We start from the raw sequence: 18823 nt of genomic DNA, 5'->3' as shown, positions 1-18823 counted from the left end.
TTAGCAAACTAATTACTAAATTATTAAATATAAAAAACCCAGCTAGTTAAGCTGGGCTCTTGTAACCGTTTAGCGTGTACCTAACGATTTTCTAGTCGATTATAATCAAACATGCCAAATTCAACACCTCGGTACTGGCGGGCAACCTGATGTAAAATATCGCTGTATTGCCAAAATTGCGGGTGAGTTCGACGAATCGCAAACTTAGACTTTAAAGCGCGATAATCAGCTTCCACTTGCATTAGCGGTAACTGTTCGGCAAAGGCCGAAACCTGTTGGGCGTTATTTAAATACCAAATTGCAGAAGGGTAATCACCAATAAAGCCCGGAACAATTGTCACCGTATCTTCTTCATAGGCGCGCTGTCCATCTTCGTTTAGTAGACTCGAAATATTATAGTGCGCGTTATGGTGAATAATTGTATAGCCTGTGTGTCCATCCTGCTCTTTCACTAGCACATACGATAGCTGTGGCAGTAAGTTAACTGCTTTAGCAGGCATGGTATTAATCGCACTTAATGGTGCGGGTACTTTTTTATAGTCATAACGAGGACTTAAAACGGGCTCTAATGCCTCTTTAATTAAGCCATATAGCTCTGATTGCGGTTCATCTGTTTGATAGTTAATACCGCTGGGTTGACTAAACTCACGATTGTTTTCAAAAAAGGTCGACAAACTAGGTGGTGATTTTCGATACCAACTCTGTTTAATTGTCTCTCGCTGAGTTTCAGGTAACAAAGCTAAAAAGTTGTGCTCACCCTCTAAACGTAAAAAGTCCATGTATAAGCGCGTTATTAATTGATGGCCAATATTGCCATACACATCAAAGCCCGCAACTAACAAGTAATGAATACGCTCAAACAGCGCGTAATCAAGCACCCACATAGTTTTAGGTTGTTGGCCAATAAAGCCTTTAACTACAGTTGCACTATCAAAGTGTCGAAAAATAGTCAGTGCCGCATTTTGATTGTGCCCATCCCCTTTCCACAATAAGTCGGTGGTTAAATGCTCGCCGTTTTTGAACAGATTATTAGCAAGCTCTACCTTGGCTTTTAAGTAACGTTTTTCGCGAACCGAGTATTTGACCCAATTAGAAATCGGTAACGCATTACTTTCCTCTGCTGCGGGCAACTCTAATGCATCCTCATGTTGCACCAGCATTTTACCTACCGCCGGAGTCGCTACCTTTTTAGGATCAGCAAACGCCACCCAAAAATGATCATTAATCACATTGAGTGCTATTTGACCACGACAAACAGGGCCTTTAATAAAGCCCATAATAATTAGCTCAGCTTCATCGAGCATAAATTGATATTTTGCATCTATAGGCAGTGCTTCAAACGTTTTAAACGGGTTTGATGCAAGGGTAGGCTCATAGCTTGGTAAACTAGATACAGTGTAATTTGGCGCAATAAATTGCTGGTAAATACGTGCCAACTTTTCATCATTAAGTTTAAGCGGTAAATGCGTTTTTGATAAAATAGTAGAACGGTCGTGAAGCAGTCGATAATAAACACGCTCAACGTTTGGATTATCGTAAGGGCGACGAGAACTTATTAATTTAATGTCTTCACCAGGGGGAGTACTTGAGCGTACCAACTTAAAAAAGTTAGGTGATTGTGCATCACTAAAGTAGATGTGTGCTAAAAACCAATGCTCATAAATATAGCGCGCTGATAATTGGTACTTCAAACCATCTTGATTTAAAAATGCTTCCCAGTTTTTTACTTGCGCAAGCTCAGCAGCTGATGGCGGCTTGATGTGCGCCATTTTCCCGCCTTTTTTAATCCAGTTTTGTAAGTGCTGAAATTCAGCAGCAGTCACTCCAGGCAAGCCATAAGGCATACCCGCATGCGGTTGCTCATCCGCTAATTGGTCAAACTCACCCATCGTCGCACAACTTTGGTTGCGGCTAAGTGAAAAATCAAAACGTTCATCTAATACTTCATCTTCTGGCAAGGGTGAACTTTGCTTTAATACCAGCGTATTAAATAACACACTACCCGCTAAATTGGCTTCTTCAGTTTGTGCTCGCTCGTTTAATACCGGGCTAAATTCTTTATCACGCCATTGCTCAGTCGTGGTTGCATCAAATAATAATCGGCTCGGCGTTGAGGCTAACAACCGAGTACCATCGTAAACCAACTCTTTACTGAGGCCTCTGTCGATACCTTCAGGAGAAGAGAGTTTTAATTGGCAAGGCGCATCATAACAGCCATGACAAACCACGCAGCGGTTATCGAGTACAGGCTTTACTTGCTGTAAAAACTCAGCCCCAGCACCGCTATTATGAGCAACCATACGATCTTGTGTTTTCTCAGGACCGAATAATTCATTGTAATGTGCATTACCTAAGTAAGCACAACCACTTAAGATAATCAGTACAAAAGTACCTATAATATTTTTTTTCATTATTCAGTCTCATCACCTAAATCGAACGTAGGCATCATATCGATTTGTGGTGATACGAATGTTAGGTTTTCAACAGTAGTCACCACAGCGCTTAATAGAGGGCCCTGTGTTATGGTTAATTGAGCGTCATGCTCGCTATGCGCTATGGTAGCAAAGCTTGAATTGATGATATTCAACTCATAGTCTGCAATGCTAATGCCTATACTACTGTCAGCACTGGGGTTCTGGCATAGTTGAGTAAGCAGCTCATCACTTAAGATAACTGAAATTTCCAAGTCAGGCTGCGCTAAGTCACGGGTACTTAGTGTTTCATCTAGAATAAATAAAGGAAGTGTTAAATTGCTATCTTGTTCAAGTTCCATTGGACTCTCTGCGCTACTGACTATTTAATTATTACCTATTATAACAACGTTCCAACTTAAATAACGATAAACAAGCCTTAAAATAGCCTCGTTAATTTTTAAGCAGCGGTATCAATGCTGCTTTAAACTTCGTTACGACAACAACAGGAACGCCAAACTTCACTAATTAAAACCTGAAACCTGCAGCATTACAGTAATTGAGAACTCAACGATCGTTGCTACTAAGCACCAATGCATAAGGTAAGTGTAGAACCTTCATGCTTTACCCTCTAAGTGCGATAAAACTCAACCCAAGTGACAGTGTTAAATTTACACCGAGCTGCTTTATACCAATCCGCAATAATACTCAATCATTTTGCGGGGCTAAACGTGCCGCTACCTGTGTTAAAAAATTCTCATTTAGAACAACTAAATAGCGAATTTTTTGCCTAGCTATCACCCCGTTTTTCCTGCCTCAAAATAGACCGCTTAATTAAGCGAATTGGTGATACGACTCTATAAAAGTGGACACTTATTTAAGGAATAAGTGTTATGAAAATCAAAACTAGGCGTAGTCATTCAATTGAATTTAAAACAAAAGCAGTTGAACAATCGTTAGACTCTCCAGATACTGTTAATGTAATAGCTCATCGGCTGGGCATTAACCCTGTCTTATTATCTAAATGGAGACGAAAAATGACGTCAAAAAGTACATCTAACCCAATTAAAAACCAAGGCCCTGATAAGTCATATAAAGATTTGGAGCGCCAAGTGCGTAAGCTTGAAAAGCAATTGGAAGATGCGCAGTTGGAGAACGATGTGTTAAAAAAGGCGAAGGCCTACTTGGACAGCCGAAAAGAATAAGATTTGAGTATATTCACCAAGCTGCGACAGCTAAGAAAACGATAAAAAAATTATGCACATGGTTGTCAGTATCAAAAGCTGGATATTATAAATGGCTAAAGCAATCATTAAGTCAACGTGCGTCAGAAAACGACTCATTGCTTGAGTTTTTGAAAAAAGTAAGTAGTGATGAGCACTGTATTCCGGGCTACAGAAAGTTGTGGAAAGCCGCTATAGATAATGGGTATGAGTGTAGTAAAGGCCGTGTGCAGCGATTACTGCAGAGTATGGGTTACCGCTCAGCCGCGGGTAAACGCCGATATACCGGTAGCGGAAAAAAGCAGGGGCATATCACTGCAGAAAACTTATTGGGTCGTGAGTTTAGTGTTGATGAACCCAATACGGTATGGGTGTCAGACATAACGCAAGTTCGTTGCAGAGAGGGTTGGCAGTATTTATGTGTAATTTTAGATTTATACTCACGCAAAGTCGTTGGTTGGGCAACAAGTCGAGTTAACAGCGCAGACTTGGTGATTAGAGCGTTAAAAAAAACATGGGATGCACGTAAACCTGATGGAAGTCGCTTATTATTTCACTCAGACCAAGGCAGCCAGTATCGTGCAAAAGAAACAATATCGTGGTTGAACAACCGACAGGTAACAATTAGCATGTCGAGAAAAGGGAATTGCTGGGATAATGCCTGCTCAGAAAGCTTTTTTGCCCAGTATAAAAAAGAATGGATGAACAATTTAAATGAACTGAGTCGTAGTGAAATGACAGTACAAAGTCGCTTTTATATCGAAAACTACTACAACTCAGTAAGAATGCATGGCACGCTAGGAAATGTGAGTCCCATGCAATACGAGTTAATGAATTAAAAACCCGTGTCTACTTTATCGGGGTCGTATCATCGTATTACCTAAAACCTTAAACCTTGCACCTGAAACCTTTATTTTATTGCAGGCATTAAAAAACCCGAGGCTAAGCTCGGGTTTTTTCGTATTAATTAGCTAGGCTAATTATTACTCTACGATAGTTGCTACAAAGCACCTACGCCTAAGGTAACTGCGCCACCTTCACATGATGTAAATCGCAGCCATTAAAAAAGGCCACCTAAGTGACCTTTTTCTAACAATTAACTTAAACGTTAATTATTACTCTACGATAGTTGCTACAACACCAGCACCTACAGTACGGCCACCTTCACGGATAGCGAAACGAAGACCTTCGTCCATCGCGATTGGCGCGATTAGCGTTACAGTCATCTTAACGTTATCACCAGGCATTACCATTTCTACGCCTTCTGGTAACTGTACGTCACCTGTTACGTCAGTTGTACGGAAGTAGAACTGTGGACGGTAACCTTTGAAGAATGGAGTATGACGACCACCTTCATCTTTCGAAAGTACGTATACTTCTGAAGTGAATGTAGTGTGTGGCTTGATTGAACCAGGCTTAGCTAGTACTTGACCACGTTCAACGTCTTCACGCTTAGTACCACGTAAAAGTGCACCAATGTTCTCACCAGCACGACCTTCGTCAAGAAGCTTACGGAACATCTCAACACCAGTACAAGTAGACTTAGTCGTCTCTTTGATACCAACGATTTCAACTTCGTCGTTCACGTTGATGATACCAGCTTCAACACGGCCAGTTACAACAGTACCACGACCTTGGATTGAGAAAACGTCTTCGATAGGCATGATGAATGGCTTATCGATGTCACGCTCTGGCTCTGGAATGTAAGTATCTAGTGCTTCTGCAAGCTCTACGATTTTAGCTTCCCATTGCTCTTCGCCTTCAAGTGCTTTAAGTGCAGAACCTTGAATTAGTGGTAAGTCATCACCTGGGAAGTCGTATTCAGAAAGAAGTTCACGAACTTCCATTTCTACTAGCTCAAGTAGCTCTTCATCATCAACCATGTCACATTTGTTCATGAACACAACGATGTAAGGAACACCAACTTGGCGAGAAAGTAGGATGTGCTCACGAGTTTGTGGCATAGGGCCATCAGTCGCAGCTACTACTAAGATAGCGCCATCCATTTGAGCAGCACCAGTGATCATGTTTTTAACATAATCGGCGTGACCAGGACAATCTACGTGTGCGTAGTGACGAGTAGGAGTATCGTACTCAACGTGTGAAGTTGAGATTGTGATACCACGCTCGCGCTCTTCTGGAGCGTTATCGATTGATGCGAAATCTTTAGCAACACCGCCGTATACTTTTGCAAGTACGTTAGTGATTGCTGCAGTTAGTGTAGTTTTACCGTGGTCAACGTGGCCGATTGTACCAACGTTTACGTGCGGTTTTACGCGTTCAAACTTTTCTTTTGCCATCTTAAAAAATTCCTAATAAAGAAATTAAAGCCTGACTCAGTATTGAGCCAGACAAGCTAAAATCATATAACAGCGCGAGCTGAAATTATTGTATCTGCAACCTGTTTAGAGGCTTCAGCGTACTTCAAAAACTCCATAGAGTATGAGGCACGGCCCTGTGTTGCAGATCGTAAAGCAGTTGCATAACCAAACATTTCAGATAACGGAACCTGAGCATTAATTTGCTTAAGTCCACCAAGTGCATCTTCCATGCCTTCGATCATGCCGCGACGACGGTTTAGGTCGCCAACTACATCACCCATGTTTGCTTCAGGAGTGAGTACTTCAACCTTCATTACTGGCTCTAATAAAGCAGGGTTTGCATCTAGCGCACCTTGCTTCATAGCGAGTGAACCTGCTATTTTAAATGCCATTTCATTCGAATCTACATCATGGAATGAACCATCATATAAAGTCGCTTTCACGCCAAGTAATGGGTAGCCTGCCAGTACACCTTGAGCCATTTGCTCTTGGATACCTTTGTCTACCGCAGGGATGTATTCTTTCGGAACTGACCCACCTACGGTTTCGTTAACGAACTCGTAAATTGGGGCTTCATCATCCGAAATATCCATCGGTTCAAGTTTAAGCCAGACGTGACCATATTGACCACGACCACCTGATTGACGTATGAACTTCCCTTCAACTTCAACAGTTGAACGAATAGCTTCTCGGTATGCAACCTGCGGCTTACCAACGTTACATTCAACACTGAATTCACGTTTCATACGGTCGACAATGATATCAAGGTGAAGTTCACCCATGCCAGAGATAATCGTCTGGCCTGATTCTTCGTCAGTTTGTACGCGGAAAGATGGATCTTCTGCCGCTAGTTTACCTAGCGCGATACCCATTTTATCCTGGTCAGCGATTGTGCGAGGCTCAACCGCAACAGAGATAACTGGTTCTGGGAACTCCATACGCTCAAGCGTAATAATAGAATTCGGATCACACAGTGTCTCGCCTGTTGTTACGTCTTTGAGACCAATAGCCGCCGCGATGTCGCCTGCGTAGACTTCTTTGATCTCTTCACGTGAGTTTGAATGCATCTGAACGATACGACCAAGACGCTCACGCTTACTTTTTACTGGGTTATATACCGCGTCACCCTGTTTAACAGTACCAGAGTAAACACGGAAAAAGGTCAAGGTGCCAACAAACGGGTCTGTTGCAATCTTAAAAGCAAGTGCAGCAAACGGCGCTTTATCATCAGCAGGACGCTCTTCCTCGGTACCATCTTCGAGGATACCTTGGATTTGTTTCACTTGTGTGGGTGATGGCATGTATTCAACAACGCAATCAAGCACAGCTTGAACGCCTTTGTTTTTAAATGCACTACCACAGGTCATGGGAACAATTTCGTTCGCTAATGTGCGTTGACGCAAAGCATTTTTAATTTCTGCTTCGCTTAACTCTTCACCTTCTAAGTATTTATCCATTAGTTCTTCAGAGGCTTCAGCAGCGCTTTCAACTAAATGAGAGCGCCATTCTTCAGCTAAATCCTGAAGTTCTGCCGGTATTGCCTCATAAGAGAAAGTCATACCCTGGTCTTCATCATTCCAGTTAATAGCTTTCATTTTAATAAGGTCAATAACACCTTTAAAGTCGTCTTCAGCGCCAATTGGCAACTGGACTGGAACAGGCGTTGCTCCAAGACGAGATTTCACCTGGCCGACAACCGTTAAGAAGTCAGCGCCTGTGCGATCCATTTTATTTACGAAGATCATTCTCGGAACTTCGTATTTGTTCGCTTGACGCCAAACTGTCTCAGTTTGCGGCTGTACACCAGATGAAGCACAAAGAACAACTACCGCACCATCTAGTACACGCAAAGAACGCTCTACTTCGATAGTGAAATCTACGTGTCCTGGGGTATCAATGATATTGATGCGATGGTCGTCAAATTGCGCGTCCATCCCTTTCCAGAAACACGTTGTTGCAGCAGAAGTGATTGTGATACCACGCTCTTGTTCCTGCTCCATCCAATCCATAGTTGCGGCGCCATCATGTACTTCACCGATCTTATGAGAAAGACCTGTGTAGAACAGAACACGTTCTGTTGTGGTGGTTTTGCCTGCATCTACGTGAGCACAAATACCGATATTGCGGTAACGCTCAAGTGGAGTTGTACGTGCCATAAAATCCTCTTAAAGGTTAAGGACAGATTACCAACGGTAATGAGCGAATGCTTTATTCGCTTCAGCCATACGGTGAACGTCTTCACGTTTCTTAACCGCAGTGCCTTTGTTGTCAGCAGCGTCAACGATTTCTTGAGCTAAACGTAAGCCCATAGATTTTTCGCCACGCTTACGTGCAGCGTCTACTAACCAACGCATACCTAATGCGTTGCGACGTACTGGACGTACTTCAACTGGTACTTGATAAGTTGAACCACCAACACGGCGAGATTTAACCTCTACCTGTGGACGGATGTTATCAAGTGCAGTTTCAAAGATTTCTAGGTGCGACTTGCCTGATTTCTCAGCAGCCACGTCTAGCGCACCATAAACGATTTTTTCAGCAGTAGATTTCTTGCCGTCTAACATTACGATGTTAACGAACTTAGCAAGAAGTTCCGATCCGAACTTAGGATCTGGAAGAATTTTACGTTGACCTATTACGCGTCTTCTAGGCATTTTGTATCTCCGGTTTATTCAGGTTTGCTCTTTCGAGTCAATCACCCAAAACAATAATTAATAATATTTAGTGCTTGGCCTTACTAACGGAAAACAATTAGCCTTTAGGGCGTTTTGCACCGTATTTAGAACGAGCTTGACGACGGTCGCTAACGCCTGCACAGTCAAGTGCACCACGTACAGTGTGAAAACGCACACCTGGTAAATCTTTAACACGACCACCACGGATTAGGATTACACTGTGCTCTTGAAGGTTATGACCTTCACCACCGATGTATGAAGTTACTTCGAAACCGTTAGTTAAACGTACACGAGCTACTTTACGTAACGCCGAGTTTGGTTTCTTAGGTGTAGTTGTATATACGCGAGTACATACACCACGCTTTTGCGGACACGCTTTAAGCGCAGCTGAGTTACTTTTAGTAACCTTGCTACGACGTGGCTTACGCACTAGCTGGTTAATAGTTGCCATTTAAATAGCTCCTGAAATTAAAATTACTACTGAAAAAAATAAAAAATCCGCCCTTGTTTTACCAGCATGCTTTAAACGTGCAAGTAAATGGGTGGCGGAATTTTAATGAGCAAAGATTGACCTGTCAACCTAAACCGCTCACAAGGCAGTAGATAACTGCCTTGTGAAACTCTAATCCATTGATTAGATTCGGTTTATTGATTTCCAGATAAATCCGCGTTTAAAGCATCAGTGAGTGCTTGAGTTGCCTCTTCCGCACTTACCGTTTGCTCTTCAACAACGTCTTTTTGCTTACGACGAGCCATACGCTCTTGATGATACGCAAAACCGGTACCGGCTGGGATCAATCGACCCACAATTACGTTTTCTTTCAGACCGCGTAGTTCATCGCTCTTACCATTTACAGCGGCTTCTGTTAGGACACGAGTTGTCTCCTGGAACGAGGCTGCTGAGATGAAAGATTCTGTCGCTAGTGATGCTTTTGTGATACCCATTAACTGGATTTCAAACTTAGCTGGGATCTTACCTTGAGCTTCAAGGTCGCGGTTTGCGATATTAACGCGTGCCACTTCAATTTGCTCACCGGCTAAGAACTCAGTATCACCACCGTCTAGAATGATACATTTACGTAGCATTTGACGAATAATAGTTTCAATGTGCTTATCATTGATCTTAACGCCCTGCAAACGGTAAACCTCTTGCACTTCGTTAACAATGTAATTAGCAACATGAGTCACACCACGTAGGCGTAAGATGTCATGCGGTGATTCTGGACCATCGGCGATAACTTCACCTTTAGACACTTGTTCACCTTCAAACACGTTAAGTTGACGCCACTTAGGAATCATTTCTTCGTAATGATCGCCTTCAGCTGGTGTAATAACTAAACGTTTCTTACCTTTAGTCTCTTTACCGAAGCTAATCGTACCGGTGATTTCAGCTAAGATAGCTGGATCTTTCGGCTTACGTGCTTCAAATAAGTCGGCTACGCGTGGTAGACCACCCGTGATATCACGAGTTTTCGAACCTTCTTGCGGAATACGTGCTAATACGTCACCTGGGTTTGCAGTCGCGCCGTCTGTTACTTCAATCGTAGTGAATGAAGGAAGACGCGTTTCTTGTAATCCACGCTCATCACTTTCAATGATAAGCTTTGGCTCTTTCGCATTCGCTTTAGCAAGATCTTTAACAACTACACGAGTTAAACCCGTTAGTTCGTCAGTCTGTGCTTCAGTGTTTGAATCATCGATATCGCTGAACGATACTTTTGATTTATGCTCAAGAACGATTGGGTGACTATGCGGGTCCCAAGTAGCAACGATGTCGTTACCTTGAACTTCTGCATTGTCTTGCACTGTTAATACCGCACCGTAAGGTACTTTATAACGCTCTTTCTCACGACCATAGCTATCAATGATAGTGATCTCGGTAGAACGAGAGGTAATAACAATCTTACCGTCTGTATTTAATACATATTTAGCGTTGTGAAGTTTTAATGTACCGTTTGTTTTAACTTGTACATTATTTTCAGCAGACGCTCTTGATGCCGCACCACCGATGTGGAAAGTACGCATCGTAAGCTGTGTACCCGGCTCACCGATTGATTGAGCTGCGATAACACCTACTGATTCACCCGCGTTGATGATATGACCACGTGCAAGGTCACGACCATAACACTTAGCACATACACCAAAGTCGTTATCACAAGTGATAACTGAACGTACGCGAACTTCATCAACTGAGTGCTCTTCTAAAAGGTCACACAGTTTTTCGTCAAGCATGATGTTACGTTCAACAAGTACTGTATTAGTACCTGGTATTACAACATCTTCAGCAACAACACGACCTAGTACACGTTCGCGAAGTGCTTCTACAACGTCACCACCTTCAATTAGCGGTTTCATTGTTAAGCCATCTTCTGTGCCACAATCGTCTTCATTGATTACCAAATCTTGTGCAACGTCTACTAGACGACGCGTTAAGTAACCCGAGTTTGCTGTTTTCAGTGCTGTATCGGCAAGACCTTTACGCGCACCGTGCGTTGAGATGAAGTACTGAAGTACGTTTAGACCTTCACGGAAGTTAGCGGTGATTGGCGTCTCGATGATTGAACCATCTGGACGTGCCATTAGACCACGCATACCTGCTAGCTGACGGATCTGAGCGGCACTACCACGAGCACCTGAGTCGGCCATCATAAACACTGAGTTAAATGACGGTTGCTCTACTTCTTCACCTTTTGCATTGATAACCGTGTCTTTTGACAAGTTGGCCATCATTTCACGTGATAAGTTTTCATTTACACGTGACCAGATATCGATAACTTTGTTGTACTTTTCACCAGCCGTTACAAGACCTGATTGGAATTGTTGGTTGATTTCAGTTACTTCAGCTTCAGCTGATTCAATGATTGCTGCTTTAACTGGTGGGATAACTAAGTCATCGATACCAATTGAAACACCTGACTTCATTGCATAGTGGAAACCGGTGTACATGATTTGGTCAGCAAACATAACTGTGTCTTTTAGACCAAGACGACGGTAACACTCATTAATTAAGCCAGAAATCTGCTTTTTACCTAAGGCTTGGTTGATTGACTCATACGGCATGCCTTTTGGTAAAATTAAAGACAGAATCGCACGACCAACAGTAGTATCAATTACGGTTACAGTGTCTTCAACAACACCTTCTTCGTTTTTAACTGATTGGCTAATACGTACTTTCACGATAGCGTGAAGGTCGGCATTACCACTACGGTATGCTTTTTCTGCTTCTTTAGGATCTTTAAATACGGCGCCTTCGCCTTTCGCGTTAATACGATCACGCGTCATGTAATAAAGACCTAATACAACGTCCTGTGAAGGAACGATGATTGGCTCACCATTAGCAGGCGATAAGATGTTGTTTGTAGACATCATTAACGCGCGAGCTTCAAGTTGCGCTTCAATTGTTAGCGGTACGTGTACCGCCATTTGGTCACCATCGAAATCGGCGTTGTACGCCGCACATACTAATGGGTGCAAATGAATCGCTTTACCTTCGATAAGCACAGGTTCAAACGCTTGGATACCCAAACGGTGAAGTGTTGGTGCACGGTTAAGTAATACTGGATGTTCACGAATTACTTCGTCTAGTACATCCCATACTTCCGCTACTTCACGCTCAACCATCTTTTTAGCAGCTTTGATTGTCGTAGCCATGCCACGACGCTCTAATTTGCCATAGATGAATGGTTTGAAAAGCTCTAATGCCATCTTCTTAGGAAGACCACACTGATGAAGCTTAAGTGTAGGACCAACCGTGATTACAGAACGGCCAGAGTAATCTACACGCTTACCAAGTAAGTTCTGACGGAAACGACCCTGCTTACCTTTGATCATATCAGCAAGCGATTTAAGAGGACGTTTATTAGAACCTGTAATTGCACGACCACGACGACCGTTATCAAGTAGCGCATCAACCGCTTCTTGTAACATACGTTTTTCGTTGCGTACGATAATATCTGGTGCAGCTAAATCTAGTAGACGCTTAAGACGGTTATTACGGTTAATAACACGACGGTAAAGGTCATTTAGATCAGATGTCGCAAAACGACCACCGTCTAGTGGCACTAACGGGCGTAAGTCAGGTGGCAATACTGGAAGTACTGTCATGATCATCCACTCAGGGTTATTACCTGATTGGTGGAACGATTCCATTAACTTAAGACGTTTAGTGATCTTTTTACGCTTAGTTTCAGAGTTAATTGTTGGTAACTCTTCACGCATTTCTGCAATTAATTGAGCAAGATCGAGTTCACGCAGTAAGTCTAATACTGCTTCAGCACCCATCTTCGCTTCAAATTCATCACCGTGCTCTTCAAGTGCATCTAGGTATTCTTCTTCACCTAATAGCTGACCACGCTCAAGCGTTGTCATGCCAGGCTCAGTTACTACGAATGATTCGAAGTAAAGAACACGTTCAATATCACGAAGCGTCATATCAAGCATTAAGCCGATACGTGACGGTAATGATTTTAAAAACCATATATGCGCAACTGGACTTGCCAGTTCTATATGACCCATACGGTCACGACGCACTTTAGTGAGTGTTACTTCAACGCCACACTTTTCACAGATCACACCACGGTGTTTAAGGCGTTTATATTTACCACATAAACACTCATAATCTTTCACTGGGCCGAAAATACGGGCACAGAATAAGCCATCGCGCTCAGGCTTGAAAGTACGGTAGTTAATAGTCTCAGGTTTCTTTACTTCACCGTATGACCATGAACGAACCATGTCTGGTGAAGCAAGACCAATGCGAATTGCATCGAATTCTTCGGTCTTATTTTGTTGCTTCAGAAACTTAAGTAAGTCTTTCACCTTAGCTCTCCTGTCGGAGTTAATCTTGAGGACGGATGTTCTCGTCCCTACATTCTATTCAGCCATAACAGATGCTGCAGCGCTAACTGCAGCATCTAATTGGCTTAATTTTCTTCCAACTCGATGTTGATACCCAGTGAGCGGATTTCTTTCAACAATACGTTGAACGATTCTGGCATACCTGGTTCCATTTTATGGTTACCATCAACGATGTTTTTATACATCTTAGTACGACCGTTCACGTCATCCGATTTCACTGTTAGCATTTCTTGTAGTGTGTAAGCAGCACCGTAAGCTTCAAGTGCCCATACTTCCATCTCACCAAAACGCTGGCCACCGAACTGTGCTTTACCACCCAGCGGCTGCTGAGTAACAAGGCTGTAAGAACCAGTAGAACGTGCGTGCATCTTATCGTCAACCAAGTGGTTAAGTTTAAGCATGTACATGTAACCTACAGTTACTTGACGTTCAAACTGATCGCCAGTACGGCCATCATAAAGTGTAACCTGACCACTTCTAGGGTAGCCGCCTAGCTCTAGCATGTCTTTGATTTCGCTTTCTTTCGCGCCATCAAATGCAGGAGTAGCAATCGGTAAACCACCTTTCAAGTTTTCAGCTAAACGACGAATCTCGTCATCAGAGAAACTAGCAATATCCACAACCTGACGAGATTCACCGATCTCATAAGCTTGTTTGATGAATGCGCGTAGCTCATGAAGCTCGCGTTGCTCTTTCATCATTTCTTCTAAGCGCTCACCAATACCGCGTGCAGCTAGACCCATATGTGTTTCAAGGATCTGACCGATGTTCATTCGCGATGGTACACCGAGTGGATTTAGTACGATATCTACCGTACGACCTTTGTCATCGTATGGCATATCTTCTACTGGTACGATAGTCGAGATAACACCTTTGTTACCGTGACGACCCGCCATTTTATCACCTGGTTGGATACGACGTTTAACAGCTAGGTATACTTTAACAATCTTAAGTACGCCTGGTGCTAAGTCATCACCTTGGGTAATTTTACGACGTTTGTTTTCAAACTTCTTATCGTATTCAGCTTTAAGCTCATCGTACTGTGCAGCTAGTTGCTCAAGTTCAGCTTGCTTGTCTTCTTCAGCAAGGCTTTGAGTTAGTAACTTTTCAGCATTCAGTGACGCTAAGTTGTCTTCATCGAAACCAGCTGCCACAAGTAACTTGCGTGCACGGTCTAAAACACCAGCTTCTAGAATACGGAACTCTTCGTTGAAGTCTTTCTTCGCTTCGCGAAGCTGCATGTCTTCAACTTCTAACGCACGTTTATCTTTTTCAACGCCATCACGGGTGAAAACTTGTACGTCGATTACAGTACCAGTTACAGAGTTTGGTACACGTAAAGAGCTGTCTTTAACGTCAGACGCTTTCTCACCGAAGATAGCACGTAGTAGCTTCTCTTCTGGTGTTAATTGCGTTTCGCCTTTCGGAGTCACTTTACCTACTAGGATATCGCCGCCTTTAACTTCAGCACCAATATATACAACACCTGATTCATCAAGCTTGCCTAGTGCAGATTCGCCCACGTTCGGGATATCTGCTGTGATCTCTTCTGAGCCTAATTTAGTATCACGGGCGATACACTGTAGTTCTTGAATATGAATAGTCGTTAGACGATCTTCTTCAACTACGCGCTCTGATAGTAAGATTGAATCCTCGAAGTTGTAACCGTTCCATGGCATGAATGCCACGCGAAGGTTTTGACCAAGGGCTAAGTCACCTAAGTCAGTCGAAGGACCATCTGCTAACACATCGCCACGAGTAACCGGTTCACCAACCATACAAGTCGGCTTTTGGTTAATACATGTATTTTGGTTAGAACGTGTGTACTTGGTTAAGTTGTAGATGTCGATGCCCGCTTCACCAGGGATGCGTTCTTCTTCATGTACATTAACAACGATGCGACTTGCGTCGGCATACATTACTTCACCACCACGTTTTGCAACAATCGTTACACCAGAATCTTTCGCTAGTGTTAACTCAATACCAGTACCTACTAACGGTTTGTCCGCTTTCAATGTTGGTACTGCTTGACGTTGCATGTTTGAACCCATCAATGCACGGTTAGCATCATCGTGTTCTAGGAACGGGATAAGTGCGGCCGCTACAGAAATCACCTGTTGTGGTGATACATCCATATATTGCTGGTCCATGCGACCCATAAAGGTTGATTCACCTTTGTGACGACATGGAATAAGTTCATCTACAAACTCATTGGTTTCAGTTAAGTTTGAGTTCGCCTGTGCGATAACAAACTGACCTTCTTCAATGGCTGATAGGTAATCAACTTCATCAGTTACTACACCGTCTACCACTTTGCGGTAAGGTGTTTCTAAGAAACCGTAGTCATTGGTACGTGCATACGTAGACAATGAGTTAATTAGACCGATGTTTGGACCCTCAGGAGTCTCGATTGGACATACGCGACCGTAGTGAGTTACGTGAACGTCACGTACTTCAAAGCCAGCGCGTTCACGCGTTAGACCGCCCGGACCTAATGCAGAAATACGACGCTTGTGCGTTACTTCTGATAGCGGGTTATTTTGGTCCATAAACTGTGATAACTGAGACGAGCCGAAGAACTCTTTAACTGCTGCCGAAATAGGCTTAGCGTTAATAAGATCTTGTGGCATTATCGCATCTAGGTCACCTAAGCTTAAACGCTCACGTACAGCACGTTCTACACGTACTAAACCTACACGGAATTGGTTCTCAGCCATTTCGCCAACACTACGTATACGACGGTTGCCTAAGTGGTCTATATCATCAACATCGCCAACACCGTTACGAATAGCAATCAATACTTTCATAACTGCTACGATGTCTTCTTTGCTTAATGTGCCAGGGCCTGTGTCTGAATCGTAACCAACACGGCTATTGAACTTCATACGACCTACTGTTGATAAGTCATAGCGTTCTTCTGAGAAGAATAAGTTCTCAAATAAGGCTTCAGCCGCGTCTTTCGTCGGTGGCTCGCCTGGGCGCATCATACGATAAATTTCTACTAGTGCTTCTAAACGGTTGCTTGACGAGTCAATGTTTAATGTATTTGACATGTAAGCGCCGCTGTCCACTTCATTGATATATAATGTATCAATAGTAGTGTGACCTGCTTTAACCAATTCAGCCATCATTTCAAGCGTTAGCTCGTCATTTGCAGTCGCGATGATTTCACCTGTTGACTCATCAACATAGTTCTTCGCTAATACACGGCCAATGATGTACTCATGTGGTACTTCTAATTGATTAATGCCTTTTTTCTCGATGCTCTTGATGTGGCGAGCCGTAACACGACGACCGCTTTCAACAAGGACTTCACCGTCTTCGCTCTTGATATCAAAAGCGGCAGTTTCACCACGTAAACGTGAAGGTACAAGTTCCATAAGAACTTTACCGTCAGCAATTTCAAACGCAGTAGTATCGAAGAAGATATCTAGGATTTCTTCACTCGTGTACTCAAGTGCACGTAAGATGATAGACGCCGGTAATTTACGACGACGGTCAATACGTACATATAAGTTATCTTTTGCATCAAATTCGAAGTCTAACCATGAACCACGGTAAGGAATTACGCGTGCGTTATAAAGCACTTTACCTGACGAGTGAGTTTTACCGCGGTCGTTATCAAAGAATACACCAGGGCTACGGTGTAGCTGAGAAACGATAACACGCTCTGTACCATTGATTACAAAAGTACCGGTATCGGTCATGAGCGGAATTTCGCCCATGTAAACTTCTTGCTCTTTAATGTCTTTAACTGTGCCTGGAGCTTCTTTGTCCATTACTACAAGACGCAGTTTCACGCGAAGTGGAGCAGAATAAGTCACACCGCGAATTTGACATTCTTTTACATCGAATACTGGCTCACCAATACGATAACTTACGTATTGAAGCTCAGAATTTCCCGAGTAGCTTTTAATTGGGAACACAGAACGGAAGGCAGCTTCCAAACCATGATCGCCATCAGCGTCCGGGACTAAGAATTTTTTAAACGATTCTAACTGCGTCGACAGTAAGAAAGGTATATCCAAAACTTGTGGACGTTTACCAAAATCCTTACGGATACGTTTCTTTTCAGAATAAGAGTAAGCCATGGGGTTCCTCAGCTTGCTGATCTTTGACCCGACCTGTTCTAGTAAGAACAGACTTAACTGGCATCTATGCCAAGATGTACAACATTTAACTGTTGTTCCAACTTAATCCCACCTCAACACTAGCAAACTATAAAGCGTTGAAATTAAAGAATAAATCAGATTTTATTTGCGCTATAAGAATAGTCGCTCTATAGCGCAAAAAGGCCGGTGATTAAATAATCACCAGCCCTTGCCTGATTTCTCAGGCAGCGAACCTAGCAAAAGCTAGATTACTTAACCTCAACTTCAGCACCAGCTTCAGTAAGTTCTTTAGCAAGAGCTTCAGCTTCTTCCTTAGAAATACCTTCTTTAACTGGAGTTGGAGCAGCTTCAACAAGTGCTTTAGCTTCTTTTAAGCCAAGACCAGTTGCGCCACGAACAGCTTTGATTGCCGCAACTTTATTAGCGCCAGCGCCAGTAAGGATTACGTCAAATTCTGTTTTCTCTTCAGCAGCTTCAGCAGCAGGACCTGCTACCATAGCAGCTGCAGCAGTTACGCCGAATTTTTCTTCCATTGCTTCAACTAGAGCAACAACGTCCATTACTGACATTTCAGCAATTGCGTCAAGGATTTGGTCTTTAGTTACAGACATTACAAATTTCCTAATAATTAACGGACTCTAAGGTCCAAATAAATTTACACCGAAAGGGATTAAACAACTTAAAATTAAGCAGCTTGCTCTTCTTTCTGTACACGTACTGCTTCAATTGTTTTACACAATTTGCCAGCAGACGCTTCTTTCATAGCGCTCATTAAGCGTGCAACAGCTTCGTCGTATGTAGGTAGAGTTGCAAGCATAGCTGCGTCTACTACATTACCTTCAAAAGCGGCCATCTTAAGTTCGAAATGCTCATTCTTTTTCGCGAAATCTGAGAAGATACGCGCAGCAGCACCTGGGTGCTCTGATGAGAAAGCGATTAAGCTTGGACCAACTAATGAGTCAGAAAGGCACTCAAACTCTGTACCTTCAAAAGCACGTTTTGCTAAAGTGTTACGGACAACTTTCATCCAAACACCATTTGCACGAGCTTCTTTACGAAGGGCAGTGATTGCACCAACTGTTACACCACGAGAATCTGCAACAACTGCAGAAAGAGCACCATTGGCTGCTTCGTTGACTTCAGCAACAATTGCTTTTTTGCCTTGAAGATTTAAAGCCATGGGTGTTACTCCTGGTTTAATGGGTTACCGTTTATCGGCTTCCC

At 42.9% G+C, this 18823-nt stretch carries 11 protein-coding genes; 1 reads left to right on the top strand and 10 read right to left on the bottom strand.

Annotation, left to right across the window (positions count from 1 at the left end):
• Window positions 1-80: 80 nt before the first annotated feature.
• Entirely contained in the window at window positions 81-2411 is a 2331-nt protein-coding gene (locus PSM_RS01250) for a fatty acid cis/trans isomerase (RefSeq protein ID WP_013463854.1), read from the bottom strand.
• Complete coding sequence (locus PSM_RS01245; protein ID WP_013463853.1) at window positions 2411-2773, bottom strand: hypothetical protein; 363 nt, start codon at window positions 2771-2773, stop codon at window positions 2411-2413. Before PSM_RS01245 ends, PSM_RS01250 begins: the two co-directional genes overlap by 1 nt.
• A gap of 531 nt (window positions 2774-3304) precedes the next feature.
• Between PSM_RS01245 and PSM_RS01235 the strand changes: the two genes are divergently transcribed.
• Window positions 3305-4473, top strand: a protein-coding gene (locus PSM_RS01235; protein ID WP_128860809.1) for an IS3 family transposase whose coding sequence is annotated in 2 segments (ribosomal slippage) — window positions 3305-3575 and window positions 3575-4473 — 1170 coding nt in all. Because the reading frame shifts where the segments join, the coding sequence is not laid out codon by codon here.
• 276 nt (window positions 4474-4749) lie between these two features.
• On the opposite strand, the gene tuf is transcribed toward PSM_RS01235, so the two are convergent.
• The 8 genes from tuf to rplJ form a co-directional block, all read right to left on the bottom strand.
• Window positions 4750-5934: an elongation factor Tu gene (gene tuf, locus PSM_RS01230; RefSeq protein WP_013463851.1), complete on the bottom strand. Its 1185-nt coding sequence runs from the start codon at window positions 5932-5934 to the stop codon at window positions 4750-4752.
• 62 nt (window positions 5935-5996) lie between these two features.
• Window positions 5997-8111 carry an elongation factor G gene (gene fusA / locus PSM_RS01225; protein ID WP_013463850.1) on the bottom strand — a complete coding sequence of 705 codons (2115 nt, stop codon included), beginning with the start codon at window positions 8109-8111 and terminating at the stop codon, window positions 5997-5999.
• Window positions 8112-8138: 27 nt separating this feature from the next.
• Window positions 8139-8609: a 30S ribosomal protein S7 gene (gene rpsG, locus PSM_RS01220; protein ID WP_010392135.1), complete on the bottom strand. Its 471-nt coding sequence runs from the start codon at window positions 8607-8609 to the stop codon at window positions 8139-8141.
• Window positions 8610-8706: 97 nt separating this feature from the next.
• Entirely contained in the window at window positions 8707-9081 is a 375-nt protein-coding gene (gene rpsL / locus PSM_RS01215; protein ID WP_002958885.1) for a 30S ribosomal protein S12, read from the bottom strand.
• Window positions 9082-9275: 194 nt separating this feature from the next.
• Entirely contained in the window at window positions 9276-13448 is a 4173-nt protein-coding gene (rpoC, locus tag PSM_RS01210) for a DNA-directed RNA polymerase subunit beta' (RefSeq protein ID WP_013463849.1), read from the bottom strand.
• 104 nt (window positions 13449-13552) lie between these two features.
• Window positions 13553-17578: a DNA-directed RNA polymerase subunit beta gene (rpoB, locus tag PSM_RS01205; RefSeq protein WP_013463848.1), complete on the bottom strand. Its 4026-nt coding sequence runs from the start codon at window positions 17576-17578 to the stop codon at window positions 13553-13555.
• A 269-nt stretch (window positions 17579-17847) separates the two neighbouring features.
• Entirely contained in the window at window positions 17848-18210 is a 363-nt protein-coding gene (gene rplL, locus PSM_RS01200; protein WP_013463847.1) for a 50S ribosomal protein L7/L12, read from the bottom strand.
• A gap of 74 nt (window positions 18211-18284) precedes the next feature.
• Entirely contained in the window at window positions 18285-18779 is a 495-nt protein-coding gene (gene rplJ, locus PSM_RS01195; RefSeq protein WP_013463846.1) for a 50S ribosomal protein L10, read from the bottom strand.
• Window positions 18780-18823: the final 44 nt, after the last annotated feature.

Origin of the sequence: Pseudoalteromonas sp. SM9913 (assembly GCF_000184065.1) — a bacterium.
GTDB lineage: Bacteria > Pseudomonadota > Gammaproteobacteria > Enterobacterales > Alteromonadaceae > Pseudoalteromonas > Pseudoalteromonas tetraodonis.
This window is presented reverse-complemented; position numbering and strand designations above follow the sequence as displayed.

Coding starts and splice junctions, on each gene's coding strand:
- tuf (WP_013463851.1), bottom strand. CDS start 5,934: ATGGCAAAAGAAAAGTTTGAACGCGTAAAACCGCACGTAAACGTTGGT.
- PSM_RS01250 (WP_013463854.1), bottom strand. CDS start 2,411: ATGAAAAAAAATATTATAGGTACTTTTGTACTGATTATCTTAAGTGGT.
- PSM_RS01245 (WP_013463853.1), bottom strand. CDS start 2,773: ATGGAACTTGAACAAGATAGCAATTTAACACTTCCTTTATTTATTCTA.
- fusA (WP_013463850.1), bottom strand. CDS start 8,111: ATGGCACGTACAACTCCACTTGAGCGTTACCGCAATATCGGTATTTGT.
- rplJ (WP_013463846.1), bottom strand. CDS start 18,779: ATGGCTTTAAATCTTCAAGGCAAAAAAGCAATTGTTGCTGAAGTCAAC.
- rpoB (WP_013463848.1), bottom strand. CDS start 17,578: ATGGCTTACTCTTATTCTGAAAAGAAACGTATCCGTAAGGATTTTGGT.
- rplL (WP_013463847.1), bottom strand. CDS start 18,210: ATGTCTGTAACTAAAGACCAAATCCTTGACGCAATTGCTGAAATGTCA.
- rpsL (WP_002958885.1), bottom strand. CDS start 9,081: ATGGCAACTATTAACCAGCTAGTGCGTAAGCCACGTCGTAGCAAGGTT.
- rpsG (WP_010392135.1), bottom strand. CDS start 8,609: ATGCCTAGAAGACGCGTAATAGGTCAACGTAAAATTCTTCCAGATCCT.